The sequence below is a fragment of the Phenylobacterium parvum genome (assembly GCF_003150835.1).
In the GTDB taxonomy this organism is placed as follows: domain Bacteria; phylum Pseudomonadota; class Alphaproteobacteria; order Caulobacterales; family Caulobacteraceae; genus Phenylobacterium; species Phenylobacterium parvum.
In genome coordinates this window covers 708509-733567 of sequence record NZ_CP029479.1, presented here as the reverse complement: position 1 = coordinate 733567, position 25059 = coordinate 708509, and the positions used below count along the sequence as shown (strand labels likewise).

Sequence of the window (25059 nt, the reverse complement as noted above, 5' to 3'; positions counted from 1 at the left end):
ACGTTTTGGACCGCCGGCGCGAGGGGTCCCCGCCCTTCAATCGGCGGCGCGCGGCAGGCGCACCCGGGTCCTGAGCCCGCCCAACGGGGAGGCTCCAAGGTCGAGGTCGCCACCGTAGGCCCGGGCCAGGTCGTTGACGATGCTCAGGCCGAGCCCTGATCCCGGCGCGGACTCATCCAGCCGGGCGCCCCGGGCCAGGGCGTCGCGGCGCTGGTCCGGGGTCAGGCCCGGGCCCGCGTCGTCGATCTCCAGCACAAGCCGTTCGCCGCCCTCCGCGGCCGCCCGGACGGAAACCCGGCCCCCGCCCCACTTGCAGGCATTCTCCAGGAGGTTGCCGGCGATCTCCATCAGATCCTGCTGCTCGCCGAGGAAGACGAGGTCGTCGGGGGCGTCCCAGTCGATCCGGACACCGGCGTCCTGGTGCAGGCGGGACAGGGTGCGGACGAGGTCGTCCAGCACCTCGGCGACGGGGGTCGCAAGGCCGGCTCCCGGTCCGCCGGCGGAGGCGGCCGCCCGGGCCCGTCGGAGGTGATGGTCCACCTGTCGCTGCATGGCGCCGGCCTGCTGGACCACCAGGCCCGAGAGGGGCCCCGGCTCGCGCGCGGCGGCGGAGGACAGCACGGCCAGGGGCGTCTTCAGCGCGTGGGCCAGGTTGCCTACGTGCGCCCGCTGGCGTTCGAGGGTGTCCCGGTTGTGGCGCATCAGGGCGGTCAACTGGTCCGCCAGGGGGGTGAGTTCCCGGGGATAGCCGCCCTTCAGCCCCTCGGCCCGGCCCACCCTCAGGTCGCCGAGCTCCTGACTCAGGGCGAAGAGCGGCCGGAGGCCCAGGCGCACCTGGATCACCACCGCGGCAATGAGCCCGAGGGCCAGCAGGCCGAAGACCGCCGCCGTGGCGACAAAGAAGCCGCGGACGTCGGCGTCCACCGGTCGGCGGTCCTCTGCGGCCAGGACGATCACCGGCCCGACGTCGCCGGGCAGGACCAGTCGCGTGGCCCGCACCCTCAGCTTCTGGCCTTCGGGACCCGGGGCGGCGAAGCTGACGGCGCCGGAGGGCCGGGCCTCCAGGCGCCCGGCGAGGTCAGGCGGAAGCCCGAGTTCGGTGTCCCAGAGGGACCGGGACCGGGCGAGCACGGCGGGGGCGCCGCCGGGCGTTACCCGCGACACCTGCCAGTAGCGGCCGGAATAGGCGCGGACGGTCCTCAGGTCCCCGAGGTCCCGCACGACGAGACCTCCGCCCGCCTCGGGCTGGGCGGCGGCGGCCAGGCTGTCGGTGAGGTCGGCGAGGCCCTGGTCGAAACGCCTCAGGGCCGCCTGTTCGAAGAGCAGGCCCAGCAAAACCGCCGAGGCGATGAGGACCGCCAGCGACCAGACGGAGGCCAGGAGGACAAGGCGCCGAACGAGGGAGGGCGCACGGGAGGAAATGGCGGGCGCTGGGTCCATGCCTCAACCGGCCCCGGCCGGGTCCGCGAGCCGGTAGCCAAGGCCCCTCTGGGTGAGGATCCTGTCGGCCCCGATCTTCTTGCGGAGCCGGGCGATGATGACCTCCATGGTGTTGGAGTCCCGGTCGAAATCCTGATCGTAGAGGTGCTCCACCAGGTCGGTCCGGCTGACCACCCGCCCGGCGTGCATCATCAGGTAGTGCAGCAGGCGATACTCGAGGGAGGTCAGGCGCACGGGCTGGCCGGCCAGGGTGACGAGGGCCGCGCCGGGGTCCAGGACGAGGTCGCCGCTGGCCAGGCTGGCGCTGGCCCGGCCCGCCGCCCGGCGCAGGAGGGCCCGGAGCCGGGCCAGGAGCTCGGGCATGTTGAAGGGCTTGGTCAGGTAGTCGTCGCCGCCGGCGTCGAAGCCGGCCACCTTTTCGGCCCAGCCGTCCCGGGCGGTGAGAATCAGCACCGGCGCCGTCATGCCCGAGGCGCGCCAGCGGCGCAGGACGCTCACCCCATCGAGGACCGGCAGGCCGAGGTCCAGCACCACCACGTCGTAGGGCTCGGTCTCGCCGAGGAAGGCGGCTTCCTCGCCGTCGCGGGCCAGGTCGACGGCGTAGCCGGCGTCCGCCAGGGACAGGCGCAGGCTGTGCGCCAGGTCGGGGTCATCCTCGGCAAGGAGGAGGCGCATGGGTCAGTCCCCCCTCTGCTCGAGGACCCGGCCGGTGCGGGCGTCGACGACGAAAATGACCACCCGGTTGTCCGGGGTCCTCCAGGTGACAAGGTAGACGGGGCGGCCGTCGGTGGTCTCGCTGAACCGGGTGTCCAGGTGCTCGCCGGGGGTCCGGGCGGACAGGGCCGAGAGGACCTGGGACAGGGGCGTCAGCCGCCCATCGCGGACGGCGTCCCGGGCCTGGTCCTGCTCGCTCCGCCGGGCGCCCTGCTGGGCGGCCAGCGGCAGGGGGGCGGCCGCCAGCACGCCGGCCAGCAGCATCAGGATTCCGCGTCGCCTTGCGCTCATGCCGCCACGCTGGGCCGGCTCGCCTGAACGCGGGCTGAACCGCCTTCAGCGGCGGCGGGGTGCATAGGGCCGCTCTTCGCGCCAGCGCGCGGCGAAGGCCTCGAGCTTGGCGTCCGGACCTTCGGGCAGCATGACCTGGATCCGGGCGATCAGGTCGCCCCGCACGCCGCGCGCATCGGAAAGCCCCTTGCCCTTCAGCCTCAGGGACTGGCCGGAGTTCGCGCCCCTGGGCACGGTCAGGGTGACAGGCCCGTCCGGGGTCGGCGCCTGGACCCGGCCGCCGAGGACAGCGTCGGGCACGGAGACCGGCAGGTCCATGACCAACTGCTCTCCCTCCCGGCGGAAGACCGCATGGGGCTTGATGGCGAGTTCGATCAGGGCGTCGCCCTTGCCGCCGCGCCCCGGCTCGCCATGGCCCCGCAGGCGCAGGGTCTGGCCGTCGGCGGCGCCGGCGGGAATGGTCACGTCCAGGGTGCGGCCGTCCTGGAAGGAAATGCGCTTCTTGCCCCCCAGAATGGCTTCCTCGAGATCGATCTCCAGGCGCGCGCGCACGTCGGGGCCCTTGGCCGAGAAGCCTGCGCCCGGACCGGGCCCGGCGCCACCGCGCGGGCCGCCCCGTCCCGCCCGGCGACCGAACATTTCGCCGAAGATATCGCTGAAGTCCGCGCCCTCGAAGCCGCCGGAAGGACCCCCCTGCCCCGGGCCCCCGCCGAAGCCGCGGAAGGTCTCGCGCCCGTCGGCATCGATCTCGCCGGCGTCGAACTTCCGGCGCTTCTCGGCGTCGCCGAGGATGTCGAAGGCGGCGCTGACCTGCTTGAAGCGCTCCTCCGCGGCGGAATCGCCGGGATTGGCGTCGGGATGGTGCTTCTTGGCGAGCTTTCGGAAGGCCTTCCGAATATCGTCGGCCCCGGCGCCGCGGGGAACGCCGAGCACCTGGTAGGGATCTCGCGCCACGGGGTCACCTCAGCAGGGAAAACGAACTCGCTCTAGAATTAGGGTCCGCCGTCGGGCTTGCAAGGGCAAGTGTTGCGGAAATGTCACTCGGTGGGGGCGACGGGCCTCAGTCCTCCAGGCCGCGTTCGTCCAGGAGGTCGGGTGCGGCGTGGTCCACCATGTCGTCCTCGTGCTCCAGCTCGGCCTCGCTGATCGTCTGGCCGCGCACCGAGACTCCCGCCCGATGGACGCTTTCCGGGTCGCCGCTGACCAGGGGATGCCAGTCGGCAAGCCCCCGGCCCTCATGGATCCGCCGGTAGGCGCAGGACTTCGGCATCCAGCCGAGGCGCGGGATCAGGTCGGGCGTCAGGGTGATGCAGTCGGGCACCTCGCGCTTGCGGTGGACATAGTCCGAGCAGCGGCAGGTCCCCGCATCGAGCAGTCGGCAATGCACCCGCGTGGGAATGATCTCGCCGGTGTCAGCATCCTCGAACCTGACCAGGCAGCACAGGCCGCAGCCGTCGCAGAGGCTCTCCCATTGCTCGGGGCTCATGCGGTCGAGGGGGGTGGTCTCCCAGAAGGGCCGGCTCATGGCCCCTGTCTAGCCGCGCCGCCCGGGGGGCGCCAGCCCGGGGGGTTGGAGCGCGGCCGCGCGGAGGTTAAGGGGGGCCATGAAGCCGCCCGTTCTCGCCCTCAGGCAGGTCCGACTCGCGGACGGGCCGCGCATGCTGTTCGACGGGGTCGACCTGGCCCTGGAGCCCCGCTGCCGCGCCTGCCTGGTTGGTCGCAACGGGGCGGGGAAGACCACCCTCCTGCGGATCCTGGCCGGCGAGGTCGAGGCCGACGACGGCGAGCGCACCCTGGTCCCGGGCCTGCGCATCGCCTGGGTGCCCCAGGAACCGGCGATCTCGGGCCCGACGGTCCTCGACCATGTGGTCGCCGCCGGGGCCGCGCCGCATGAGGCCGAGGCGGCCCTGCAGACCTTTGGCCTCGATCCCGCCAAGCCCTCCGAGGGCCTGTCCGGGGGCGAGGTCCGGCGGGCGGCCCTGGCCGCCGCCTTCGCCCGGGACGCCGACGTCCTGTTGCTGGACGAGCCGACCAACCACCTCGACATTCCCGCCATCGCGACCCTGGAGGCCGCGATCGCCGAAAGCCGCGCGGCGGTCCTGCTGGTGAGCCACGACCGGGCCTTCCTTGAGCGGGTGTCCGACCGCTGCTTCTGGCTGGAGGGCCGGCGGGTGCGGCGGCTGGACCGAGGTTTCGGCCATTTCGAGGCCTGGGCGGAGGGCATCGCCGCCGCCGAAGCCGAGGACGCCCGGCGCCTGCAGAAGCGCATCGAGCAGGAAGAGCACTGGATGCAGCGGGGCGTCACCGCCCGCCGGGCCCGCAACGAGGGCCGGCGACGCGCCCTCCTGGACCTGCGCGCCGCCCGGGCCGACCTCCTGCGCGAGGCCCGGGGCCAGATGAGCCTTGAGGCGGCCGCGAGCGAGGGCTCCGGCCAGCGGGTGATCGAGGTGCGCCGCATCTCGAAGGCCTGGGCCGGCCGGACCGTGATCCGCGACTTCTCCACGCGCATCCAGAGGGGCGATCGGGTGGCCGTGGTGGGCCCCAACGGGGCGGGCAAGACGACCCTGGTGAAGATGCTGGTGGGCCAGCTGGAGCCCGACGCCGGAAGCGTGAAGCTGGGGACCGGCCTGGAAGTCGCCTATCTCGACCAGACGCGGGCCGAGCTGAAGCCCGAGATGACCCTGCGCGAGGTGCTCGCCCCCCTGGGCGGCGACCAGATCCTGGTCCACGGCAAGCCCTGGCACGTGGCGGCCTACGCCAAGTCCTTCCTGTTTACCGACGCCCAGCTTCGCCAGCCTGTGCGGAGCCTGTCCGGTGGCGAGCGCAACCGGCTCCTCCTGGCCCGGGTGCTGGCCGCCCCGTCCAACCTGCTGGTGCTGGACGAACCCACCAACGACCTCGACATGGACACCCTGGATCTCCTGGAGGAGGCCCTGGACGACTATGCCGGCACCCTCCTGCTGGTCAGCCATGACCGGGACTTCATCGACCGCCTGGCGACCTCGACCATCGCCCTGAACGGTCGCGGCGACATCGTCGAGACCCCCGGCGGGTGGAAGGACTTCGAGGGCCAGAACCCGGGGTTCCTGCTCCCGCCTGCGCGCACGCCCGCTCCGGCCCGCAAGGCCGCCGCGCCGCCGGCCCCGCCTCCGCCCCGCCCCGGCAAGCTGTCCTACCGCGACCAGAGGCGGCTGGAGGCGGCGGAAGCCCTGGTCGCCAGCCTGCCGGCGGAGATCCAGGACATGGAATTGCGCCTTTCGGATTCCGGACTCTACAGCCGTGACCCCAAGGCCTTCGAGCGCCTGACGGCCGAACTGGAAGCCGCCCGTGCGCGGCTGGAGACGGCCGAGACGGAGTGGCTGGAGCTCGAGGAACTCAAGGCCAGCCTCGCCTCCGGCAGCTGATCTCCGCGTTCCTGTGGAGAACGTCCCGGCGCTGAATCCGTTTGCGAAAATGGCGGCCTTCACAGGCTGTCCACAAGACGCCCACAGACTGTCCCCTGGGTCGTCCCCTCCCGCCCCGTCGGCGACCCTTGCCGGCCCGGCGGTCCGGTGAGAGCGTGGGCCTGTCGAGAGGCGACGCGCGGTGACGGAAGGGGCGACCCGGACGGGGCCGGGCGGGAGGGCCGGGCCAGGACGGCGAGCGGGGGCGACCCCGGGAGATGTCCAGGAACGCGGTCCCGGGCGCGGCGGAACCGGCGGGGCGACCTGCAGGACTTCAGCCGACCCGCCTCGGGACTCAGATCTCCCAACGGATCTGAAAGAGGGCGGCGGACCGGGCGACCGGTGCGTCGCCCTCTTGCCGTTTCGGGGCAGGCCCTGCCAGCCGCCTCAGCGGTTGCCTTCGCCTGAAAGGCGCCTAGTTTGCCTCCCAAGAGCCGCTCCGGGAGGCCGCGCCATGAAGATCGTCAGGACATTCGCCATCCTCGCCGCCGCAGCGCTGGCATGGGCCTGCTCGCCGAAGAAGGAGGCCGCGCCCTCGGGCGGGGACGCCGGCGTGGTCCGCTTCGCCACCGACTGGCGCGCCCAGGCCGAGCAGGGCGGCTTCTACCAGGCCCTGGCTACCGGTGAGTACGAGAAGCGCGGGCTGAAGGTCCAGATCATCCAGGGTGGGCCCGGCGTGAACGTGCCCCAGCTGCTGGCCGCCGGCGCGGTGGAGGCGGGCATGGGCTCCAACAGCTTCATCGCCCTGAACCTGGCCAACCAGGGCGCGCCGGTGCGCGCCGTCGCCGCCATGATGCAGAAGGACCCCCAGGTCCTGATCGCCCACCCGGATCAGGGGATCGAGAAGATCGAGGACCTGAAGGGCCGGCCCATCCTCCTGTCGGACGCCTCGGTTTCCGCCTTCTGGGTCTGGCTGAAGTCGAAGTACGGCTTCGAGGACGCCCAGATCCGCAAGTACACCTTCAACGCCGCGCCCTTCCTGGCGGACAAGTCAGTGGCCCAGCAGGGCTACCTGACCAGCGAGCCCTACACGATCGAGAAGACCGCCGGCCTGAAGCCCAAGGTCTTCCTGCTCGCGGACAACGGCTATCCGTCCTATGCCGCCATGATCCTGTTTCCCCAGTCCGCCATCGAGAAGGACCCGGCCCGGGTGCGCGCCTTCGTCGAGGCCAGCGCGGCGGGCTGGAAGTCCTACCTGAACGGCGACCCGAAGCCCGGCGACGCCCTGATCCTCAAGGACAACCCGGAAATGACCCAGGACGTGCTGGACCAGGCCCGGGAGAAGATGCGCCAGTACGCCCTGGTCGAGGGCGGGGACGCCGCCTCGGGGGGCGTCGGCGTGATGACCGAGGCGCGCTGGAAGGCCTTTGCCGAGATGGCCATCGCCCAGGGGGTCTATCCCAAGGGACTGGACTACACGAAGGCCTACAGCCTCGGCTTCGCCGGTCCGGCGCCGAAGTAGATGACCACCGCCACCGTCGCCCTGGAGGACGTCGAGGTCGACTACCGCGGTCGCGGAAGGGCCCTCGGCCCGGTGTCCCTGAGCATCGGGGAGGGTGAGATCGTCGCCCTCGTGGGACCCTCGGGCTGTGGCAAGTCAACGGCCCTGAGGCTGCTGGCCGGCCTGGAGCCCGCGACCCGCGGACAGGTTAGGCGCGCGCCGGGGCGTGGAGAGACCTCGGTGGTCTTCCAGGCCCCCACCCTCGCGCCCTGGATGAGCGCGGCGGCCAATGTCGCCCTGCCCCTTGAGCTTTCCGGGACCCCGAAGGCCGAGGCGCGCGCCCGCGCGCTGGAGGCCCTGGAGCGGGTCGGCCTTGCGGGCGCCGGCGCCTCACGGCCCGCCCAGCTGTCAGGCGGTATGGCCATGCGCGCCTCCCTGGCCAGGGCCCTGGTGACCCAGCCCCGCCTCCTCATGCTGGACGAGCCCTTTGCGGCCCTCGACGAGATCACCCGGCGGACCCTGGCCGACGATGTCCTGGCCCTCTGGTCCCAGACCCGGCCGGCCATTGTCTTCGTCACCCACAATGTCGAGGAGGCCGCCTACATGGCCGAGCGGATCGTGGTCCTGACCCGCGGTCCCGGACGCATCGCCGGCGAGGTCCGGGTCGAGGCGCCCCTGCCCCGCCCGACGGGCTTCCGCACCTGGCCGGTCTTCAGCGAGGCGGCGGAGGCGATCTCCGCCCTCCTGGCCAAGGGCGCGGAGGCGACGCCGTGAACCGCCTGGCCGACGCCCTCGCCCCCCTGGGGCTGATGCTCCTGCTGCTGGGCGCCTGGGAGGCGGCCTGCCGCCTGACGGGCGTGCCCGCCTACTTCCTGCCGCCGCCCTCGCAGGTGGCCGTCGCCGCAGCCACCGGCCTTCCGGTGCTGGTCCCGGCGGCCTGGAACACCCTGTCGGTGGCCCTCGTCGCCCTCGCCCTGGCTGCGGCGGGCGCCTTGCTCCTGGCGATCCTGGTGGGGCTCAGTCCGCTGCTGGAACGCGCTGTCCGCCCGCTGGCCTCGGCCCTGCAGGTGACCCCCGTCGTGGCCGTGGCGCCCCTGATCCTGATCTGGGCCGGGATCGACAACCCCGAGCGGGCGGTCATCGCCCTGGCCGTCCTTGTGGCCTTCTTCCCGATCTTCTCCGGTGCGGTCACGGGGCTCCGGTCAGCGGATCCCGACCTGGAGCGGCTGTTCGACCTTTACGGGGCCGGCCGTCTCCAGAGGGTGATGCGGCTGCGTCTGCCGGCGGCGGTCCCCTTTCTGATGGAGGGCCTGAAGGTCGGCGCAGGACTGGCCATCATCGGGGCCGTCGTCGCAGAGTTCGCTGCCGGCTCGGGCGGAGTCCGGGGCCTGGCCTGGCAGATCCTCGACGCCGGGAACAAGCTTCAGACCGACCGGATGATCGCCGCCCTCTTTGTCCTGGCGGTCATGGGCGTCGCCGTACACGCGGGGCTGGAGCGCCTGGAGCGGGCGGGCCTGCGCTGGTGGCGGGGCCGTTAGGCGACGGTTAACAGGGCGGACGCTAGCCTGTAGGCTCTGAGGTCAACCTCCTGTCGCAGACGGCAGAAACGCCGCTGAGAGTGAACCGCGCATGAAGCAAAGCGCCGCCCATCTCATGGAACTCGCCCGCGAGAAGTCGGGAGAGCGAAGGCGCGAGCTCATGCACCGCGTCGCCGACATGTACTTCCAGTTCGGCCCGCGGCCGGATGACCCGGAGCTGGGCCTGTTCGACGACGTCCTCAGCCAGCTCTCCCAGGAGATGGAAAGCAAGGTGCGGGCCGAGCTGGCCAACCGCATGGCCCTGGCCAAGACGCCGCCAAAGGGACTGATCCGGTCCCTGGCCATGGACGAGACCATCGATGTCGCCAGTCCCATCCTCCAGCTGTCGCGGGCGGTGACCGAGGACGACCTGATCGCGGTGGCCAGCACGCGCAGCGAGGCGCACCTGAAGGCCATCTCGCGCCGCTCCAACCTGCCCGCCACCGTATCCGACGTGATCGTCGACCGGGGGGGTGAAGGCACCCTGGAAGTCCTGCTCGCCAACGCCTCGGCCAACCTCTCGCGGGAGGCCCAGGAGCGTCTGGTCGACCGGGCGATGGAACACCCCGCCCTGCAGTCGGCCGTCGTCCGTTACGCCAAGCTGCCCATCGACCTCCTGAACGAAATGTACTTCGTCGTGGAGGCGCGCATGCGCAGCGCCATCCTGCAGCGCAACGCCCAGATCAAGCCTGAGGACCTGGACGAGGCCCTCAAGAAGAGCCGTGACCGCGTCGCGAGCCGCAAGCGCCCCCCGCCGGATGACTTCGCGACGGCGCAAAAGACCGTCAAGGCGGTGGAGGTGCGCGGGACCATCAGCCCCAACGCCCTGGTCGGCTTCCTGCGGAGCGGCGACAACACCGCCTACCTCATCGCCATCTCGAAGCTGGCCGGCGTCGACTTCGAGACCGCCCGGACCATTCACGAGCGGCGTGAGCTGGACGCCCTGTCCATCATCTGCAAGGCGGCCGGCTTCGAGCGGGCCATCTTCATCACGCTGGCTGTCCTGGTCCTCGGCCGCGAGAACAACCCCATGGGTCGGGCCCGCGAGTACGGCGAGATCTACGACGCCCTCCCGAAGGAGGTCGCCAAGCGGACGGTCCGGTTCTGGGGCGGTCGCAAGGGCTGAGCCGGCTCAGCCCTGGCGGCGCACCAGGCGGGCGTAATCGTCCATCAGGCTCAGGGAGATGTTTCCCGGCGTGAACCGGTACTCCCCGATTTCGGCGACAGGGGTGACCTCAGCCGCAGAGCCCACCACGAAGCACTCGGTGAAGTTGGCCAGCTCCTCAGGGAGTATATGGCGCTCGATGACTTCAAAGCCCTTGGCCCGGGCGATGGCGATCACCGTCTGCCGGGTCAGGCCGTTGAGGAAGCAGTCGGGCGTGGGCGTGACCAGGGCCCCGTCCTGGACGAAGAAGACGTTCGAGCCCGTGCTCTCGGCCACATAGCCGCGGTAGTCGAGCATCATGGCGTCGGTGTAGCCCGCCTTCTCTGCAGCGTGCTTGGACAGGGTGCAGATCATGTAGAGGCCGGTGGCCTTGGCGTGCACCGGCTCGGTGTCCGGTGAGGGCCGGCGGTACTTCGCCCAGCACAGGCGGATGCCCTGGGCCTTCTGCTCCGGCGAGAAGTAGGAGGGCCAGTCCCAGACAGCCACGGCCACGTGGATCCGGGTGTTCTGGGCCGAGACCCCGATCATCTCGGAACCGCGCCAGGCGATGGGGCGGACATAGGCGTCCTCCAGGCTGTTGCGGGCGCACGCGTCCTTGCAGGCCTGATCGATCTCGTCCACCGTGAACGGGATCTCGAAATCCAGGATCTCCGCCGACTTGAACAGCCGTTCCGTATGCTCGCGCAGCTTGAAGATCTCGCCGCCGTACATCCGCTCGCCCTCGAAGACGGCGGAGGCGTAGTGGAGACCATGGGTCAGTACGTGCACCTTCGCCTCGCGCCAGGGCGTAAACTGGCCGTCCAGCCAGATCCATCCGTCGCGGTCGTCAAAGGGAACGATTGACATTGGAAGCGTGTCTCCTTTCGCAGGCGGTCCCTTACAGCCCCCGCAGCGCGCGGCGTCAATGGCTTAACCTGCAACCGTCCAGAGGGTCCCGGCGATGACCCCGCCGGCATCGCCCGCCCGCGCGCGGCACCTCCTCGTGGTCGACGACGACGACCGTATCCGTGAACTTCTCAAGACCTTCCTGCACCGCGCGGGGTTCCGAGTCACCGCCGCCCCGGGCGCGCCCGCCGCCCGCCGGCTCCTGGAGGTCCTGGAGTTCGACCTTGCGATCCTGGACGTGATGATGCCGGGCGAAGACGGCCTGTCCCTGGTCGCCTGGCTGCGCGACCAGCCCGGCCGGACCGGCCGCCTGCCCGTGCTGATGCTGACGGCGCGGGGCGAAGCGGAGGACCGCATCGCCGGTCTCAGGCGGGGGGCCGACGACTACCTTTCCAAGCCCTTCGAGCCGGAGGAGCTGGTCCTGCGCATCGAGGCCATCCTGCGCCGGGCCGCAGAGGATCCGGGCGCCGGCGGCGGGGACCTCATCCTTGGCCCGTGCCTGTTCGATCCGACCCGGGGCGAACTCCTTCGCGACGGGCGCCCGGTCCGCCTCACCGAGGCCGAGGTCGCCCTGCTGCGCCGCCTCGCCCGCACCCCGCACGAGCCGGTCGACCGCCGGGACCTGATCCAGGACGACATGGATCCCGGGGGCCGGGCCATAGACATCCAGGTGACCCGCCTGAGGCGGAAGATCGAGGCCGACCCGCGCGCGCCCCGCTACCTGCAGACGGTGCGCGGGATCGGCTACCTCCTGGCGCCAGACTGATGGCGGAGCTTGGCCGACTTCCCGGGGCCTGGCGGCGGCTCGTCAAGCAGAGCCTGCCCGCCACCCTCTACGGGCGCACCTTCCTGATCATCGTCCTGCCGGTCGCCCTGATGCAGCTGGCCGTGGCCTGGATCTTCTTCGACGCCCACTGGCGGACCGTGACCATGCAGCTTTCCGATGGCTTGGCGGGCGATGTCGCCTGGGCCCTGGAGAGCTACGAGGATGACCCCTCCCCCGCAGGCCTCGCCCGGACCGCCGGGCGGGCAGAACGCTCCATGAGCCTGTCCATTGCCTTCCAGCCGGGCCGGACACTGCCGGAGACCCGGCGCCGCAACGCCCTGGCGACGGTGGACTCTTCCCTGCGGCAGGCCCTGGAAGCGCGAATTGACGCTCCCTTCTGGTTCGACACCACCCGCTATCCCGCGCATGTCGACATCCGGGTCCAGGTCCAGGACGGGGTGCTCAGGGTCCTGGCGCCGCGCGAGCGCGCGGTGGCGACCCAGGGGTTGATCTTCCTGGGGTGGATGGCGGCGGCGACCCTGATCCTGACCGGGGTTTCCCTGATCTTCATCCGCAACCAGGTCCGGGCGATCGAGCGCCTGGCCCAGGCGGCGGAGGACTTCGGCCGCGGGCGGGACGCGCCAGCCTTCAAGCCCTATGGGGCGCGGGAGGTTCGTCAGGCCGCCAAGGCCTTCCTCGCCATGAAGGCGCGTATCCAGAGACATATCGAACAGAGGACGGCGCTGCTGGCCTCGGTTAGCCACGACCTCAGGACGCCCCTTACGCGCCTGCGCCTCGAGCTCGCCATGACAGACCCTGGTCCCGCCACGGAGGCCATGAAGCGCGATCTCTCCGAGATGGAGCACATGATCGACGAATACCTGGCCTTCGCCCGCGGGGAGGGCGGCGAACAGGCCGAGGATATGGACCTGGGCGCCCTGGTCCAGGAAGCCGCCGAAGGGGCCCGCCGGAGCGGCGCGCAAATCGAGGTTGCGCTTCCCGCCGACGGCGTTTCCTGCCGGGGTCGTCGCGGCGCCCTCAAGCGGGCCCTCGCCAACCTCATCTCCAATGCAGCGGCTCATGGAGAGCGGGTGCAGGTCGGCGTGAGCCTCACGGACGGTGGGGTCACGGTGACCGTCGACGATGACGGGCCCGGGATTCCGCCCGAGCGCCGCGAAGAAGCCTTCCGCGCCTTCAACCGCCTGGATGAGTCCCGCAACCAGAACGCCAAGGGTGTTGGCTTGGGCCTCGCCATCGCCCGGGATGCCGCCCGGGGGCATGGCGGCGACGTACGCCTGGAGGACTCGCCGCTGGGCGGACTTCGTGCTGTCCTACGGTTGCCGGCGGGCAGCTAGTGGATGCAGACCTGACCTGTCTTTCACCTTTCAACGTCCCGTTTCGGAGCGTTAGAGGATCCCGTGGGATTGACAGAATCCCCGACCTGCGTGTATTTTTACACTGTAAAATTCTGAGTGTCCAACCCTCGAGGAGCCGACCGCCATGCCCCGTCCCGTCGTAAGCGCGATCCGCGCACCGGTCATTGCTGGCCTCTGCGCCGCCGCCGCATCGGCGCTGCTCTTAACTGCCTCGGCCGCAGCCGCTGCACAGTCGCCGGTGGGGACCTGGTACACTCAGGACCGCAGCGCCAAGGTCCGGATTGCTCCCTGTGGCCAGAAGCTCTGCGGCCAGATCGTCTGGGCCCGTGACCGCGCCAGCGGTTCCGCCGCGGCGGCGCGGGACACGGCCAACCCCGATCCCGCCCTACGATCGCGGCCAATCATCGGCCTCCAGATCATCCGAGATTTCAGCCCGGCAGGTCCCGGGAAGTGGGGCGGGGGCAAGATCTATGATCCCAATTCGGGGCGCACCTATGCCTCGAAGATGAGCCTCTCATCCCAGGGCGTCCTGAAGGTAGAGGGGTGCGTCTCGGTGATCTGCCAGGCCCAGACCTGGACCCAGGCCGACTAGCCGCCCAGTTCCTCGGATCGGCGGGCGGCGGCGGCGACCGCGTCCCTCAACAGGGGGCCCAGGCCGGCCTGCCCCATCAGGATCGCAAGGGCGGCCTCGGTGGTGCCGCCGGGCGAGGTGACCTGGCGGCGCAGCTCGGCGGGGTCTTCGCCGCTGGCGTCCAGCAGGGCCGCCGCGCCCACCATGGTGGCCCGCGCCAGGTCGCGCGAGGCGGCGGCGGGGAGGCCAGCGGCGGCGCCCGCGGCCTCCAGGGCCTCGACGAAGGCGTAGAAATAGGCCGGGGCCGAGCCGGAGACTCCCGTCGCCGCATGCAGGAGCTCTTCCTCGGCCAGCTCCACAACAGTGGCGACCGGGCCGAAGAGGTCCCGGGCCCGGGCTATGGCCTCTGGATCGGCGCCGTAGAGGCTGGCCACGCCCCGGCCCACCGCCACCGCCGTGGTCGGCATGACCCGGGCCACCTTCCGCCCCCCGAAGGCTGAGGAGATGTCGGCGGCGCGGACACCGGCGGCGACCGAGACGATCACCGCCCCGGGAGCAAGGTGCGGCGAGATCGCCGCAGCGGCCTCTCGCCAGACCTGGGGCTTTACGGCCAGGAGGATGACGCCGGCGCGGGCGAAGTCCCGCGGACCGGGCGACAGGGCGGCGCCGGCCTGGCCAGCGGCGAGGGCGGCCGGCGAAGGGGAAGGATCCAGGATCAGCAGGTCCGACGGCGCAGGCCCGCCGAAGCGGCTCCAGCCCTCGATCAGGGCGCCGCCCAGGCGTCCGGCGCCGAGCATCAGAACAGGGGTCATCCCGCCTCCGGTCCCGCCCCCACGGAGCGGCTTAGGCCACGCCCACCGTCTCGAACATGCACGCGGCGAGGGCTTCCGCCGGCGGTTTGCCGCAACGGATCAGGAAATCAAAGGCCGGAAAGAAGCGTTCCGCCGCCTCCATGGCCACGTCGATCATGCCGGCGGTCTGTCCGAGACCCGGATACTCGCCCGGCAGCAGGGGTGTCCCGAACCGGAAGAGGATCTCGCCGTCGTCACGCATCTCGAACAGGCCGAGGCTGGCGCGGGCGTTGACCCCAGCGAGCAACTCGTAGACCTGGCCCCGGAGGGCCGCGGGGGCGCACATGTCGAGGGACAGGCTGACCTGCAGGCAGTCGACGTCGGGCCGCCAGGTGAAGCAGAGACCAAAGTCACGCCAGCCGCCGGACAGGGTGAAGGCGACGTCGCCGCGCTCGGTCCGGTCGAACCGCAGGTTCTCGGCCTCAAGGACATGTTCGACCACGTCCAGGGGGTCCTGGCTGAACAGGGCCTCGTCCTCGGACAGGGGGGATTCCATGGGGCCGGTCGCCTCCTCGCTGAGCTCGAATCGTCGATCTCTTGAAGGCAGGCTAATCCGGATCGGGAGATTCCCTACAGCGGGATTCACCCTTTATCAGGGCTGTTTGGGCCCGGAGCTGTGGATCATTTCGACGCGGGCTTGCGCGCAGGCTTCGCAGGGGCGGCGGCGCGCAGGGCGGCCACCTCCTCGCGGAGGGCGGCGAGCTCGGCCTTTACGGCGTCCAGCTCGTCCCGGCGCACGAGGTCCAGTTCCGCCACCCAGCGGTCGGCCTGCGAGCGGAAGGCGGCCCTGGCCTCTTCGCCTGCGCTCTGGGCCAGGCCCATCGCGGCGTTGGTGAGGCGGGCCATTTCGTCGAGGAAGGGGTTCTGTGTCTGCATGACCTGAATATGGGCCCGGCAGGGGTGAAAGCGAAGGGGTTCTCCGCTAGACCTTGGGTCCGTAGTCAACCGGAGGTGCGCCTTGGCCCTGCCCTATCCGCAGATGGACCCCGTCCTGATCCAGATCGGGCCCCTGGCCATCCGCTGGTACGCCCTCGCCTACATCATCGGCATCCTGGCCGCCTGGCGCTACGCCGGCTCGATGATCAGCCGCCCCGCCCTGTGGGGCGAACTGGGACCGCCAGTGGACAAGACGGGACTGGAGGACCTGGTCCTGTGGATAACCCTGGGGATCATCATCGGCGGGCGGCTTGGCCACGTCCTCTTCTACACCCCCGGCATGGTCCTCTCGGATCCGCTGGAGATCCTCCGGGTCTGGAACGGCGGGATGAGCTTCCATGGCGGCTGCCTGGGCGTACTGGTCGCCGTCGGCCTCTTCGTCCGGCGCCGGGGCCCGGACCTCTTTTCCCTGGGCGACCTGGTCTGCGCGGTAGTCCCCATCGGGCTCTTCCTTGGACGCATCGCCAACTTCATCAACGGCGAGCTCTGGGGCCGTCCCACCGACCTGCCCTGGGCGATGGTCTTTCCGGCCGCAGGTCCGGAGCCGCGCCATCCCAGCCAGCTCTACGAGGCCGCGCTCGAAGGCGTCCTGCTGTTCCTGGTCCTGCGGTGGGCGACACATCGCGCCGGCCTCCTGTCACGCCCCGGGGTGACGGCCGGCCTCTTCTTCGCGGGATACGGCCTGGCGCGGATCCTCGTGGAGACGGTCCGCGAACCGGATTTCTACATGCCCGCCTTCCCCCTGGGCCTGACCATGGGGATGATCCTCAGCCTGCCCATGGTGCTTGGCGGCGCCTGGCTGATCCGCCGCGGCCTGGCCGCTGGCCCGGGCGCCGTCGCCCGGTGAGCCTGGCGGCGCGGATCGCCGACCGCATCCGCTCGGGCGGCCCGATGAGCGTGGCCGAGTACATGCACGTCTGCCTGCATGATCCAAGGGACGGCTACTACGCCGTCCGGCCGGCCCTGAGCGCCGAGGGTGACTTCATCACCGCCCCCCTGGTCAGCCAGGTCTTCGGCGAGCTCATCGGCCTCTGGATGGTCGAGCTCTGGCGCCAGATGGGCGCGCCCTCCCCCTTCCGCCTGGTGGAGATGGGGCCTGGCGACGGGACCCTGATGTCCGACCTCCTGCGCGCCGCCGGCATGGCGCCGGGCTTCGCCGACGCAGCGGAGGTCTGGCTGGTGGAGCCATCACTTCCCCTCCGCAGCCTCCAGAAGGCCAGGCTGGGCCCGGCGCCCCGGCACGCGGACCGCCTGGACGAGATTCCTGGCGGAGCCCCGGTCCTGCTGGTCGCCAATGAGGTCCTCGACTGCCTGCCCACCCGCCAGTGGGAACGCCGGGACGGCGCCTGGATGGAAAGGCGCGTCGGCGTCGAAGGCGGCGAACTCGTCTTCGGCCTCGCGCCCGCGCCACCCCTGGTCGCCGCGCCGGGCTCCGCCCCCGAGGGCGCCGTATTCGAGCACTCCCCCGCCCAGGAGGCCCTGGGCTCGGACATCGCCGCCCGCATCGCCCGCGATGGCGGGGCGGCCCTGCTGGTGGATTATGGACGCGCCGAGCCCGGGCTTGGCGACACCTTCCAGGCCGTCCGGGGGCACAGGCGCGAGGACCCCCTCGCCCATCCGGGCCTGGCCGACCTGACGGTCCACGCTGACTTTCCCTCGGTCCTGGCCGCCGCCCGTCGCGAGGGGATCGAGACCGCCGGCCCTGTCGGCCAGGGCCGCTTCCTGCGCGCCCTTGGCCTGGAGGCTAGGGCCGAGGCCCTGGCCCGCGCCCGACCGGACGCGGCGCCCCGGATCCGCCGCCAGGTCGAGCGCCTGGCCGCCCCCGACCAGATGGGCGAGCTCTTCCTGGCCGCCGCCCTACATTCCCCCGGCCTCAGGCCGCCGGGGTTTGGAGACACCCCATGACCCCGGAAGCCGTCGAAGTCCTGACCTCCGCCCGCCTGGACGTCGCCGGCCTGCGCCATGGCTTCTTCACTCGCCGCGGCGGGGTGTCCCGGGGGATCTACGAGAGCCTCAACCTGGGCCGGGGCTCGGATGACGAGCCCGGGGCCGTGGATGAGAACCAGGCCCGCGCCGCCGCTCACTTCAGCCTGCCGCCCGAGGCCCTCAGTATCGCCTACCAGGTCCACTCGGCGGTCGTGCACGTCGCCGACAAGCCGTTCGGCGAGGCGCGGCCGCAGGGGGATGGCGTGGCCACGCGTACGCCCGGACTGCTCTGCGGGGCCCTGGCCGCCGACTGCGCGCCCGTGCTGATGGCCGATCCCGAGGCCCGGGTGGTTTGCGCCGTCCACGCCGGCTGGCGCGGCGCCCTTGCAGGGGTCATCGAGGCGGGAGTGGCCGCCATGACGGGACTGGGCGCCCGACCGGACCGGATCCTCGCCGCCGTCGGCCCCTGCATCGGGCCAACCTCCTACGAGGTCGGGCCAGAGTTCCGCGAACAGGTTGTCGCCGAACGCGCCTCCAGCCTGGCCTTCTTCTCGGCCGGCGACGGCGACCGCCTCTACTTCGACCTGCCCGCCTACGCCCTGTCTCGGCTGGAGCGGGCCGGCGTGGCCGGGGCGGAGTGGATCGGGGCCGACACCTGCGCCGACGCCGATCGCTTCTTCTCCAACCGCCGGGCCCTGCACCGGGGCGAGCCCGACTTCGGACGCCTGCTTTCCGCGATCACCCTGGTCTAAGCCGGATTTCCCATCGCCGGGCCTTGCCCCCCTTCCCCGCCCTGCCTACAAGCGCCGAAGGGCGAGAAGAGGCGGAGAGTCCCCGATGAAGCTGCTGGCTGGCAACTCCAACCGGACCCTGGCGGAGGCCATGGCCTCCCATCTCGACCTGCCCCTGACCCGGGCCCAGGTGAAGCGTTTCTCGGACAACGAAATCTTTGTCGCGATCGACGAGAACGTCCGGGGCGAGGACGTCTTCGTCATCCAGTCGACCAGCTATCCGGCGAACGACAACCTGATGGAACTGCTGATCTGCATCGACGCCCTCAAGCGGGCGTCGGCGCGGCGGATCACGGCGGTCATGCCCTATTTCGGATACGCGAGGCAGGACCGGAAGACCGGCGGGCGCACCCCGATCTCAGCCAAGCTGGTGGCCAACCTCATCACCCGGGCCGGCGCGGACCGCGTGCTGACGATGGACCTGCATTCCGGCCAGATCCAGGGCTTCTTCGACATCCCCACCGACAACCTGGTCTCGGCGCCCCTGATGGCCAGTGACATCAAGGCGCAATACCAGAAGACAGAAGACCTGCTGATCGTCTCGCCGGACGTCGGCGGCGTGGTCCGCGCCCTGGCGGTGGCGAGCCGCCTGAACGCCGAACTGGCCATTGTCGACAAGCGCCGCTCGGGGCCGGGCAAGAGCGAGGTCGCCAACATCATCGGCGACGTCGAGGGCCGTCGCCTGATCCTCTTCGACGACATCGTCGATTCCGCCGGCACCCTGTGCAACGCCGCCCAGTCCCTGATCGACGCCGGCGCCGTGGAGGTCTCGGCCTACGTCACCCACGGCGTCCTCTCGGGGGCGGCCTACGAACGGGTGCAGAAGTCGGTTCTCAAGGAACTGGTGATCACCGACTCGATCGAGGCCACGACCCAGGTGGCGGGCGCCTCGAAGATCCGCATGGTCTCGTGCGCCGCCCTGATCGGCGAGGCCATCCGTCGGATCGCCAACGAGGAATCCGTTTCCAAGCTCTTTGACTGATCCGTCGGGTTTGCCCCCGCCGGCAAAGCAGGGAATAATTGGCGCGAAACCTCCGCCTGACCCGCCGCGGAAGCCCCGGGGAGCGATACCCATGCCCAAAGTCCGTCGTATTCACTCGATCCTGGCCAGCCTGACCCTGTCCGGCCTCGTCCTCGCGGCGTGCGGCCCCGAGAAACCCCTGGCGGTCGCGCCCAGCAAGCCGCCGGAGATCGTCCTGGCGCCGCGGATCGTCGACCAGGCGGGCGCCTACCGTAACTTCATCGACCGCGCGTCCTCGATCTCCCCGTCCTTCTCCGACGGCGAGATGGTCTCCAAGGCGGTCGAGGCGGGAAGCTCCATCGAATCCGGCCAGATCATGCAGGGCGCGATCGCCTACGGCGCCATCGTGGCGCTGGAAGACCCCGCCTTCGTCGCCGGGATCCGGGCCCAAGCCGTCGGTGAGGCCCAGCGGGCCCAGCTGGCGGAGAGCCTCGCGGCCAACCCCTACAATGTCCTGGGCATCCGCGGCTCGGGCGAGGCCGCCAGCCGGGTGGCGCTGGTTCTGGCCGAGGATGGACAACGGCTTTACGACGCTGGCAAGGCCGTCAAGCAGTCGGCCTACGATGTCCAGAAGCAGGCCTGGTCCAAGGTCGAGGTCGCGAACCGGACGGGGCGACTGGCCAACGCCAAGTCCCTGTCGGCCATCTTCTTCGACAGCAGCCTGAGCGAGTCCGAACTGCGCGCCCATGCCGCCGTTCGCCGCCCCGCCGGCGGCCCGGTGGAGGCGCCGTACAGCCAGTCCGTCGTCCGCTCGGTCGCGGTCGCGGCCATGGCCGTCCTCGGACAGGCTGGCGCCCTGCGGAACGAGAATATCAACGCCGTCATGCAGGACCCGAATATCGCCAGCTGCGCCCGCATGACCAAGCTCAACACCAACCAGTGCCTGGCGGTCTCGAAGCCCTACTACGAGGACATCTTCTGCCTCGGACAGCACATCATGATGGACAGCGGCAGGTGCGTCATCAAGGCGTCCGGACAGAAGGAACCCTACGAGCCCCGCTTCATTCCCACGGTGAGGCCGAACAAGCCGACCCAGGCTGCGGCCCCGGCGCGCAAGCCCGCGGCGAAGAAGAAGTAAGGCGCCCGGCGGAGGCGGCTCGGCCGTTGCAATCCGCCGGGGTTTTGTGTATCCAGCCGCACCTTTCGACCCCTACGGGTCGTCCGTCGCCGCGCGGCGTCCGCGCGGCGGCTTCGTTTCGAGGCAGGGCCATGGCCGATATCATTCTGAACGTCGAAGTCCGCGAACGCACCGGAACCGGGGGCGCCCGCGCCACCCGCCGCGAGGGCAAGGTCCCCGGCGTGCTGTACGGCGGCGCCAAGGATCCCGTGGCCATCGCGGTCAAGTCCAATGAGTTCCGCAAGGCGCTCTTCACCGGCAAGCTGCTGGGCCACCTGGTGACCCTGAAGTATGGCGAGGAGACCCAGCCGGTCATCGCCAAGGTCGTGGACATGCACCCCGTGACCGACGAGCCCTGGCACTTCGACCTCTACCGGGTCGACGAGCACCAGCAGATCCGGATCGCCGTGCCTGTTCATTTCCGCAACCAGGAAGCCTCGCCGGGCCTGAAGCGCGGCGGCACGCTCAATGTCGTCCTGCACGAGATCGAGCTGAACTGCTCCGCCGACCACATCCCCGAGGAGATCGTTCACGACCTCACCGGCCTGGATATCGGCGAGACCATCCGCATCAGCTCGCTGAAGCTGCCCACGGGCGCGACCCCGGCCGCCGCCGGCGACGCGGTGGTGGCCACGGTGGCCGGCTCTGCAGCGGCCACCTCCGCCGCGAACGCGGAAGGCGCCGAGGCCTGAGGCCCGGCTGACGGCCCGCCGTGCTGATCCTGGCGGGCCAGGGCAATCCGGGGCCGGCTTATGCCGGCAACCGCCACAACATCGGATTCCGGGCGGTGGACGCCATCGCCTCACGCTGGCGCTTTGGCCCTGAGCGCAGCCGCTTCCAGGGCCTGGTCCGCGAGGGGACTATCGACACCCCCTCCGGGCCCGTGCGCGCCCTGACCCTGAAACCCCAGACCTTCTACAATGACAGCGGACGCTCGGTTTCCGCGGCCCTGAAGTTCTACAAGCTGACCCCGGCCGACCTGGTCCTCTTCTACGACGAGATCGACCTGGCCGCCGGGCGGTTCCGCATGAAGACCGGCGGCGGGGCCGCGGGGAACAACGGCGTCCGCTCCGTCACCGCCCACGTCGGCCCGGACTTCCGGCGGGCGCGCCTGGGGGTCGGGCATCCCGGCCACAAGGACCGGGTCCACGGGTACGTCCTCTCCGATTTCCACAAGACCGAGGTCGCCTGGGTCTCCACCCTCCTGGAGGCGGTGGCCGACGCCTCGCCCCTGCTCGCCGCCGGTGAGGACGAGCGCTTCCAGGCGGAAGTCATGCGCCTCGCCCCCGCCGAAAAGCTGGATCCCCGAAAGTCCGGCGATCCAGCGTGACCAATCCCCGGGCGCGTGCTAGTCGCCGCGCCTCCGGTTCCGAGGAGTTCTCCACGTCATGGCCCTGAAAGTCGCCATCGTCGGCCTGCCCAATGTCGGCAAGTCGACCCTGTTCAACGCCCTCACCCAGACGGCGGCGGCCCAGGCGGCCAACTACCCCTTCTGCACCATCGAGCCCAATGTCGGCGACGTGGCCGTACCCGAGTCGCGGCTGGACGCCCTGGCGGAGATCGCGGGGTCAAAAGAAATCATTCCGGCGCGGATGAACTTCGTGGACGTGGCGGGCCTTGTGCGCGGCGCCGCCCAGGGCGAGGGCCTGGGCAACCAGTTCCTGGCCAACATCCGCGACTGCGACGCCGTGGCCTTCGTCTCGCGCTGCTTCGTCAATGACGATATCACGCACGTGGAGGGCCGCATCGACCCGATCTCGGACCTCGACATCATCGAGACCGAGCTCATGCTGGCGGACCTCGAGAGCCTCGAGAAGCGTGTCTCCAACCTCGAGAAGCGGGCCAAGACCGGCGACAAGGAGGCTGGCGCCACCCTGGCCCTCATGAACCTGGCCCTCGCCGAGTTGCGGGAAGGCCGCCCGGCCCGCGCCGCCAAGGTCCCGGCCGGCGAGGAGAAGGGCTGGCGCATGCTCCAGCTGCTGACCTCCAAGCCCGCACTCTACGTCTGCAATGTCGACGAGGCCTCCGCCAGTTCTGGCAACGCATTCTCCGAGACGGTCGCAGGACGCGCCGCCCGGGACAACGCCAAGACCGTGGTGATCTCGGCCCAGATCGAGAGCGAGATCGCGCTCCTGGACCGCGAGGAGCGGGCCGAGTTCCTCGAGACCCTTGGCCTGCACGAGCCGGGCCTCAACCGCTTGATCCGCGAGGCCTACGCCCTCCTGGGCCTGCAGACCTACTTCACGGCGGGCCCCAAGGAAGCGCGGGCCTGGACCATCCCCCTGGGCGCGACTGCGCCCCAGGCGGCCGGGGTGATCCATACGGATTTCGAGAAGGGCTTCATCCGCGCCGAGACCATCGCCTTCGAGGACTATGTGAAGTTCCGGGGCGAAGCGGGCGCACGCGAGGCTGGCCGGTTTCGCTCCGAAGGCAAGGAGTACGTCGTCCACGATGGCGACGTGATGAACTTCCGCTTCAACGTCTGAGGCTGTCGCCCCGTCCTGAGGGGCGCGTCTCCAAACGGAAAGGGCCGGCCGCCCGAAGGCGACCGGCCCCTGAACTCCGCGCGGGTCAACCCCTAGTGGGCGACGTTCCGCCAGATCCGGCGATAGCTGACATACAGGATGCCCGCCAGGATCAGCAGGTAGACCATGGCGCCGACGCCGAAGGCCTTGCGCTCCTCCATCTTGGGCTCGGACGCCCAGGTCAGGAAGACAGCGACGTCAAGGGCCTGCTGGTCGATAGTGGACTTGGTGCCGTCGTCGAAGGTCACCTTGTCCGCCGCCAGTTGGGGCGGCATGGCGATGAAGCCGCCGGGAGGCGCATGGCCCTTGCCCTTCCAGAACGCCGAGACATCCCCCAGCATGTAGGGGTTGTAGTACTGGCCGTTGGGCACCTCGAGGCCAGCCGGCGGAGCCGAGTAGCCAGACAGAAGCGAGTAGATGTAGTTCGGACCGCCCATCCGCGCCTTGGAAATGGTCGAGAAGTCCGGCGGCAGGGCGCCGCCATTACCCGCGCGGGCCGCAGCTTCATTCGGGTAGGGGTTCGGGAAACGATCCGCCGGAGTCGCCGGGCGTTTCACGACATCCCCGGTTTCCTGATCGATGTCCGAGACCTCGAAATCCTTGGCGATGGTCTTCACATAGGGATTGTCGTTCGGGTTCGGATACTTGGGATCATAGAAGGGACCGCCCTTCTGGCCGAGGTTCCGGAACGACATCAGGTTCATGGAGTGGCAGGCCGCACAGACCTCCCGATAGACCTTGAACCCCCTTTGGAGCTGGGCCCGGTCGAACTTGCCAAAGGGGCCGCTGAAGCTCCAGTCGGCGGTACGGGGCTCCTTCTGGGAGCCGGCGGCCAGGGCCGGCCCGCCCACGAGGGCGAGGCCGAGCACGGCGATGGCGAGACCTTTGCGAAGCATCAGGCTCAACCCCTCTTCTCAGGCGAGGCCGCGGCGCCGGCGGGCGTGGCGGCGGAATGCGACAGGACCGGTTCGCTGATCGATTCCGGCTGCGGGAGCGGGGTCTCGGTGAGACCCATCCAGGGCAGGATGACCAGGAAGTAGGCGAAGTAGTAGGCCGCTGCGAACCTCGACAGCCAGACCATGGAGTTCAGGTCGGCGTCGATCAGCTGGAAGGTCTTGAGGCCCGGGATGACATGCTCGTCGGGCAACTTGCCGCCACAGAAGCCCAGCACGAAGCAGGCGACCACGAAGATGAAGAAGTACATCCGGGTCGTCGGACGATAGCGGAGGGACCTGACCCGCGCGGTATCCAGCCAGGGCAGGATGAACAGCACCGCGATGGCGCCGAACATGAGGAGCACGCCCATCAGCTTGTCCGGGACGGCCCGCAGGATGGCGTAGAAGGGCAGGAAGTACCATTCCGGAACGATGTGCGCGGGCGTCACCAGAGGGTTGGCCGGGATGTAGTTGTCCGGGTGGCCCAGAGCGTTCGGGTTGAAGAAGACGAAGGCCGCGAACATCACCAGGAAGACGGCGATCGCGAAGCCATCCTTCACCGTGAAGTACGGGTGGAAGGGAACCGTGTCGGCCTTGGACTGGACCTGGACGCCGGTGGGGTTGTTGTTCCCGACCACGTGCAGGGCCCAGACGTGCAGGACCACCACGCCGGCGATCATGAACGGCATCAGGTAGTGCAGCGAGAAGAAGCGGTTCAGGGTCGCATTGTCCACCGCGAAGCCGCCCCACAGCCAGGTGGTGATGGACTCGCCGATAATGGGCAGGGCGCCGAACAGGTTGGTGATCACGACTGCGCCGTGGAAGCTCATCTGGCCCCAGGGCAGGACGTAGCCCATGAAGGCGGTGGCCATCATCAGCAGGTAGATCACGCAGCCGAGAATCCAGAGCACCTCCCGGGGCGCCTTGTACGACCCGTAATAGAGGCCGCGGAACATGTGGGCATAGACCGCGATGAAGAACATCGAGGCCCCGTTGGAGTGCATGTAACGGATGAGCCAGCCGTAGTTCACGTCGCGCATGATGCGCTCGATGGAGGCGAAGGCGTGGTCCACATGCGGCACGTAGTGCATGGCCAGGACGATGCCGGTGGCCAGCTGGATGCCGAGGCAGAGGGCCAGGATCCCGCCGAAGGTGTACCAGTAGTTCAGGTTCTTCGGCGTCGGGAAGTCCACGATGCTGTCGTAGGCCAGCCGGGCGATGGGGAGCCGGGCGTCGAGCCAGCGCTCGAAACCGGTCTTGGGAACGTAGTTCGAATGTCCGCTCATGT

27 protein-coding genes are annotated in these 25059 nt (G+C 70.2%); 16 read left to right on the top strand and 11 right to left on the bottom strand.

What is annotated here, in order from left to right; translation table 11 throughout:
* Positions 1 to 36 precede the first annotated feature (36 nt).
* The 5 genes from HYN04_RS03490 to HYN04_RS03470 form a co-directional block, all read right to left on the bottom strand.
* The gene (locus HYN04_RS03490; protein ID WP_110449472.1) at positions 37 to 1440 is read right to left on the bottom strand and encodes a sensor histidine kinase; all 1404 of its coding nucleotides are present in this window, start codon (positions 1438 to 1440) and stop codon (positions 37 to 39) included.
* A gap of 3 nt (positions 1441 to 1443) precedes the next feature.
* Complete coding sequence (locus tag HYN04_RS03485) at positions 1444 to 2115, bottom strand: response regulator transcription factor (protein WP_110449471.1); 672 nt, start codon at positions 2113 to 2115, stop codon at positions 1444 to 1446.
* A 3-nt stretch (positions 2116 to 2118) separates the two neighbouring features.
* On the bottom strand, positions 2119 to 2445 hold the full coding sequence (locus tag HYN04_RS03480) for a PepSY domain-containing protein (protein ID WP_241962681.1): 327 nt from the start codon (positions 2443 to 2445) through the stop codon (positions 2119 to 2121).
* A 45-nt stretch (positions 2446 to 2490) separates the two neighbouring features.
* A complete protein-coding gene (locus HYN04_RS03475; protein WP_110449469.1) occupies positions 2491 to 3399 on the bottom strand; it encodes a DnaJ C-terminal domain-containing protein in 909 nt (302 codons plus the stop codon).
* A gap of 106 nt (positions 3400 to 3505) precedes the next feature.
* Positions 3506 to 3970, bottom strand: a complete 465-nt coding sequence (locus HYN04_RS03470) for a YcgN family cysteine cluster protein (protein ID WP_110449468.1) — start codon at positions 3968 to 3970, stop codon at positions 3506 to 3508.
* Between the two features lie 79 nt (positions 3971 to 4049).
* Here HYN04_RS03470 and HYN04_RS03465 point away from each other — a divergent pair, with 79 nt between their 5' ends.
* From HYN04_RS03465 to HYN04_RS03445, 5 genes are all read left to right on the top strand, one after another.
* Positions 4050 to 5849, top strand: coding sequence for an ABC-F family ATP-binding cassette domain-containing protein (locus HYN04_RS03465; RefSeq protein WP_110449467.1), 1800 nt, complete (start codon positions 4050 to 4052; stop codon positions 5847 to 5849).
* Positions 5850 to 6342: 493 nt separating this feature from the next.
* Complete coding sequence (locus HYN04_RS03460) at positions 6343 to 7350, top strand: ABC transporter substrate-binding protein (RefSeq protein WP_110449466.1); 1008 nt, start codon at positions 6343 to 6345, stop codon at positions 7348 to 7350.
* A complete protein-coding gene (locus HYN04_RS03455) occupies positions 7351 to 8103 on the top strand; it encodes an ABC transporter ATP-binding protein (protein WP_110449465.1) in 753 nt (250 codons plus the stop codon).
* 5 nt (positions 8104 to 8108) lie between these two features.
* A complete protein-coding gene (locus tag HYN04_RS03450) occupies positions 8109 to 8867 on the top strand; it encodes an ABC transporter permease (RefSeq protein WP_110451279.1) in 759 nt (252 codons plus the stop codon).
* Positions 8868 to 8958: 91 nt separating this feature from the next.
* On the top strand, positions 8959 to 10032 hold the full coding sequence (locus tag HYN04_RS03445; RefSeq protein ID WP_110449464.1) for a DUF2336 domain-containing protein: 1074 nt from the start codon (positions 8959 to 8961) through the stop codon (positions 10030 to 10032).
* 6 nt (positions 10033 to 10038) lie between these two features.
* Here HYN04_RS03445 and HYN04_RS03440 read toward each other — a convergent pair whose 3' ends face one another.
* The gene (locus HYN04_RS03440) at positions 10039 to 10917 is read right to left on the bottom strand and encodes a branched-chain amino acid aminotransferase (protein WP_110449463.1); all 879 of its coding nucleotides are present in this window, start codon (positions 10915 to 10917) and stop codon (positions 10039 to 10041) included.
* A gap of 94 nt (positions 10918 to 11011) precedes the next feature.
* On the opposite strand from HYN04_RS03440, the gene HYN04_RS03435 reads away from it, so the two are divergent.
* The 3 genes from HYN04_RS03435 (at position 11012) to HYN04_RS03425 (ending at position 13690) form a co-directional block, all read left to right on the top strand.
* Positions 11012 to 11722, top strand: coding sequence for a response regulator (locus tag HYN04_RS03435; RefSeq protein ID WP_110449462.1), 711 nt, complete (start codon positions 11012 to 11014; stop codon positions 11720 to 11722).
* A complete protein-coding gene (locus tag HYN04_RS03430) occupies positions 11722 to 13077 on the top strand; it encodes an ATP-binding protein (protein WP_110449461.1) in 1356 nt (451 codons plus the stop codon). Before HYN04_RS03435 ends, HYN04_RS03430 begins: the two co-directional genes overlap by 1 nt.
* Positions 13078 to 13222: 145 nt before the next feature.
* Positions 13223 to 13690: a DUF2147 domain-containing protein gene (locus HYN04_RS03425; protein WP_110449460.1), complete on the top strand. Its 468-nt coding sequence runs from the start codon at positions 13223 to 13225 to the stop codon at positions 13688 to 13690.
* Here the strand turns inward: HYN04_RS03425 and proC are convergent.
* From proC to HYN04_RS03410, 3 genes are all read right to left on the bottom strand, one after another.
* Positions 13687 to 14481: a pyrroline-5-carboxylate reductase gene (gene proC, locus HYN04_RS03420; protein ID WP_110449459.1), complete on the bottom strand. Its 795-nt coding sequence runs from the start codon at positions 14479 to 14481 to the stop codon at positions 13687 to 13689. The two genes, HYN04_RS03425 and proC, sit on opposite strands and share 4 nt — an antisense overlap.
* Before the next feature lie 31 nt (positions 14482 to 14512).
* Positions 14513 to 15016 (bottom strand): type III secretion system chaperone family protein, encoded by a 504-nt coding sequence (locus HYN04_RS03415; RefSeq protein WP_110449458.1) that lies wholly within the window; start codon positions 15014 to 15016, stop codon positions 14513 to 14515.
* A 125-nt stretch (positions 15017 to 15141) separates the two neighbouring features.
* Positions 15142 to 15396 carry an accessory factor UbiK family protein gene (locus HYN04_RS03410; RefSeq protein WP_110449457.1) on the bottom strand — a complete coding sequence of 85 codons (255 nt, stop codon included), beginning with the start codon at positions 15394 to 15396 and terminating at the stop codon, positions 15142 to 15144.
* 88 nt (positions 15397 to 15484) lie between these two features.
* Here HYN04_RS03410 and lgt point away from each other — a divergent pair, with 88 nt between their 5' ends.
* The 8 genes from lgt (at position 15485) to ychF (ending at position 22797) form a co-directional block, all read left to right on the top strand.
* Positions 15485 to 16303, top strand: a complete 819-nt coding sequence (lgt, locus tag HYN04_RS03405) for a prolipoprotein diacylglyceryl transferase (RefSeq protein ID WP_110451278.1) — start codon at positions 15485 to 15487, stop codon at positions 16301 to 16303.
* Complete coding sequence (locus HYN04_RS03400; RefSeq protein ID WP_110449456.1) at positions 16300 to 17361, top strand: class I SAM-dependent methyltransferase; 1062 nt, start codon at positions 16300 to 16302, stop codon at positions 17359 to 17361. The genes lgt and HYN04_RS03400 overlap by 4 nt, the downstream gene beginning before the upstream one ends.
* Positions 17358 to 18134, top strand: coding sequence for a peptidoglycan editing factor PgeF (pgeF, locus tag HYN04_RS03395; RefSeq protein WP_110449455.1), 777 nt, complete (start codon positions 17358 to 17360; stop codon positions 18132 to 18134). The genes HYN04_RS03400 and pgeF overlap by 4 nt, the downstream gene beginning before the upstream one ends.
* 85 nt (positions 18135 to 18219) lie before the next feature.
* Positions 18220 to 19155 (top strand): ribose-phosphate pyrophosphokinase, encoded by a 936-nt coding sequence (locus tag HYN04_RS03390; protein ID WP_110449454.1) that lies wholly within the window; start codon positions 18220 to 18222, stop codon positions 19153 to 19155.
* Positions 19156 to 19246: 91 nt separating this feature from the next.
* Positions 19247 to 20272 carry a hypothetical protein gene (locus HYN04_RS03385; protein ID WP_110449453.1) on the top strand — a complete coding sequence of 342 codons (1026 nt, stop codon included), beginning with the start codon at positions 19247 to 19249 and terminating at the stop codon, positions 20270 to 20272.
* A gap of 131 nt (positions 20273 to 20403) precedes the next feature.
* The gene (locus HYN04_RS03380) at positions 20404 to 21003 is read left to right on the top strand and encodes a 50S ribosomal protein L25/general stress protein Ctc (protein WP_110449452.1); all 600 of its coding nucleotides are present in this window, start codon (positions 20404 to 20406) and stop codon (positions 21001 to 21003) included.
* Positions 21004 to 21023: 20 nt separating this feature from the next.
* Complete coding sequence (gene pth, locus HYN04_RS03375; RefSeq protein ID WP_110449451.1) at positions 21024 to 21641, top strand: aminoacyl-tRNA hydrolase; 618 nt, start codon at positions 21024 to 21026, stop codon at positions 21639 to 21641.
* Positions 21642 to 21699: 58 nt separating this feature from the next.
* Positions 21700 to 22797 (top strand): redox-regulated ATPase YchF, encoded by a 1098-nt coding sequence (gene ychF / locus HYN04_RS03370; RefSeq protein ID WP_110449450.1) that lies wholly within the window; start codon positions 21700 to 21702, stop codon positions 22795 to 22797.
* Between the two features lie 92 nt (positions 22798 to 22889).
* Here the strand turns inward: ychF and HYN04_RS03365 are convergent, their stop codons facing one another.
* On the bottom strand, positions 22890 to 23732 hold the full coding sequence (locus HYN04_RS03365) for a cytochrome c1 (RefSeq protein WP_110451277.1): 843 nt from the start codon (positions 23730 to 23732) through the stop codon (positions 22890 to 22892).
* Between the two features lie 5 nt (positions 23733 to 23737).
* Positions 23738 to 25057: a cytochrome b gene (locus tag HYN04_RS03360; protein ID WP_110449449.1), complete on the bottom strand. Its 1320-nt coding sequence runs from the start codon at positions 25055 to 25057 to the stop codon at positions 23738 to 23740.
* Positions 25058 to 25059: the final 2 nt, after the last annotated feature.

Excerpts from the sequence above, each read along its gene's own strand:
- proC (WP_110449459.1), bottom strand. The coding sequence starts at position 14,481 with ATGACCCCTGTTCTGATGCTCGGCGCCGGACGCCTGGGCGGCGCCCTG.
- HYN04_RS03470 (WP_110449468.1), bottom strand. The coding sequence starts at position 3,970 with ATGAGCCGGCCCTTCTGGGAGACCACCCCCCTCGACCGCATGAGCCCC.
- HYN04_RS03430 (WP_110449461.1), top strand. The coding sequence starts at position 11,722 with ATGGCGGAGCTTGGCCGACTTCCCGGGGCCTGGCGGCGGCTCGTCAAG.
- HYN04_RS03435 (WP_110449462.1), top strand. The coding sequence starts at position 11,012 with ATGACCCCGCCGGCATCGCCCGCCCGCGCGCGGCACCTCCTCGTGGTC.
- HYN04_RS03455 (WP_110449465.1), top strand. The coding sequence starts at position 7,351 with ATGACCACCGCCACCGTCGCCCTGGAGGACGTCGAGGTCGACTACCGC.
- HYN04_RS03390 (WP_110449454.1), top strand. The coding sequence starts at position 18,220 with ATGAAGCTGCTGGCTGGCAACTCCAACCGGACCCTGGCGGAGGCCATG.
- ychF (WP_110449450.1), top strand. The coding sequence starts at position 21,700 with ATGGCCCTGAAAGTCGCCATCGTCGGCCTGCCCAATGTCGGCAAGTCG.
- HYN04_RS03365 (WP_110451277.1), bottom strand. The coding sequence starts at position 23,732 with ATGCTTCGCAAAGGTCTCGCCATCGCCGTGCTCGGCCTCGCCCTCGTG.
- HYN04_RS03440 (WP_110449463.1), bottom strand. The coding sequence starts at position 10,917 with ATGTCAATCGTTCCCTTTGACGACCGCGACGGATGGATCTGGCTGGAC.
- pgeF (WP_110449455.1), top strand. The coding sequence starts at position 17,358 with ATGACCCCGGAAGCCGTCGAAGTCCTGACCTCCGCCCGCCTGGACGTC.
- HYN04_RS03385 (WP_110449453.1), top strand. The coding sequence starts at position 19,247 with ATGCCCAAAGTCCGTCGTATTCACTCGATCCTGGCCAGCCTGACCCTG.
- HYN04_RS03490 (WP_110449472.1), bottom strand. The coding sequence starts at position 1,440 with ATGGACCCAGCGCCCGCCATTTCCTCCCGTGCGCCCTCCCTCGTTCGG.
- HYN04_RS03415 (WP_110449458.1), bottom strand. The coding sequence starts at position 15,016 with ATGGAATCCCCCCTGTCCGAGGACGAGGCCCTGTTCAGCCAGGACCCC.
- HYN04_RS03460 (WP_110449466.1), top strand. The coding sequence starts at position 6,343 with ATGAAGATCGTCAGGACATTCGCCATCCTCGCCGCCGCAGCGCTGGCA.
- HYN04_RS03480 (WP_241962681.1), bottom strand. The coding sequence starts at position 2,445 with ATGAGCGCAAGGCGACGCGGAATCCTGATGCTGCTGGCCGGCGTGCTG.
- HYN04_RS03380 (WP_110449452.1), top strand. The coding sequence starts at position 20,404 with ATGGCCGATATCATTCTGAACGTCGAAGTCCGCGAACGCACCGGAACC.
- HYN04_RS03445 (WP_110449464.1), top strand. The coding sequence starts at position 8,959 with ATGAAGCAAAGCGCCGCCCATCTCATGGAACTCGCCCGCGAGAAGTCG.
- HYN04_RS03485 (WP_110449471.1), bottom strand. The coding sequence starts at position 2,115 with ATGCGCCTCCTCCTTGCCGAGGATGACCCCGACCTGGCGCACAGCCTG.
- HYN04_RS03410 (WP_110449457.1), bottom strand. The coding sequence starts at position 15,396 with ATGCAGACACAGAACCCCTTCCTCGACGAAATGGCCCGCCTCACCAAC.
- HYN04_RS03360 (WP_110449449.1), bottom strand. The coding sequence starts at position 25,057 with ATGAGCGGACATTCGAACTACGTTCCCAAGACCGGTTTCGAGCGCTGG.
- HYN04_RS03425 (WP_110449460.1), top strand. The coding sequence starts at position 13,223 with ATGCCCCGTCCCGTCGTAAGCGCGATCCGCGCACCGGTCATTGCTGGC.
- HYN04_RS03465 (WP_110449467.1), top strand. The coding sequence starts at position 4,050 with ATGAAGCCGCCCGTTCTCGCCCTCAGGCAGGTCCGACTCGCGGACGGG.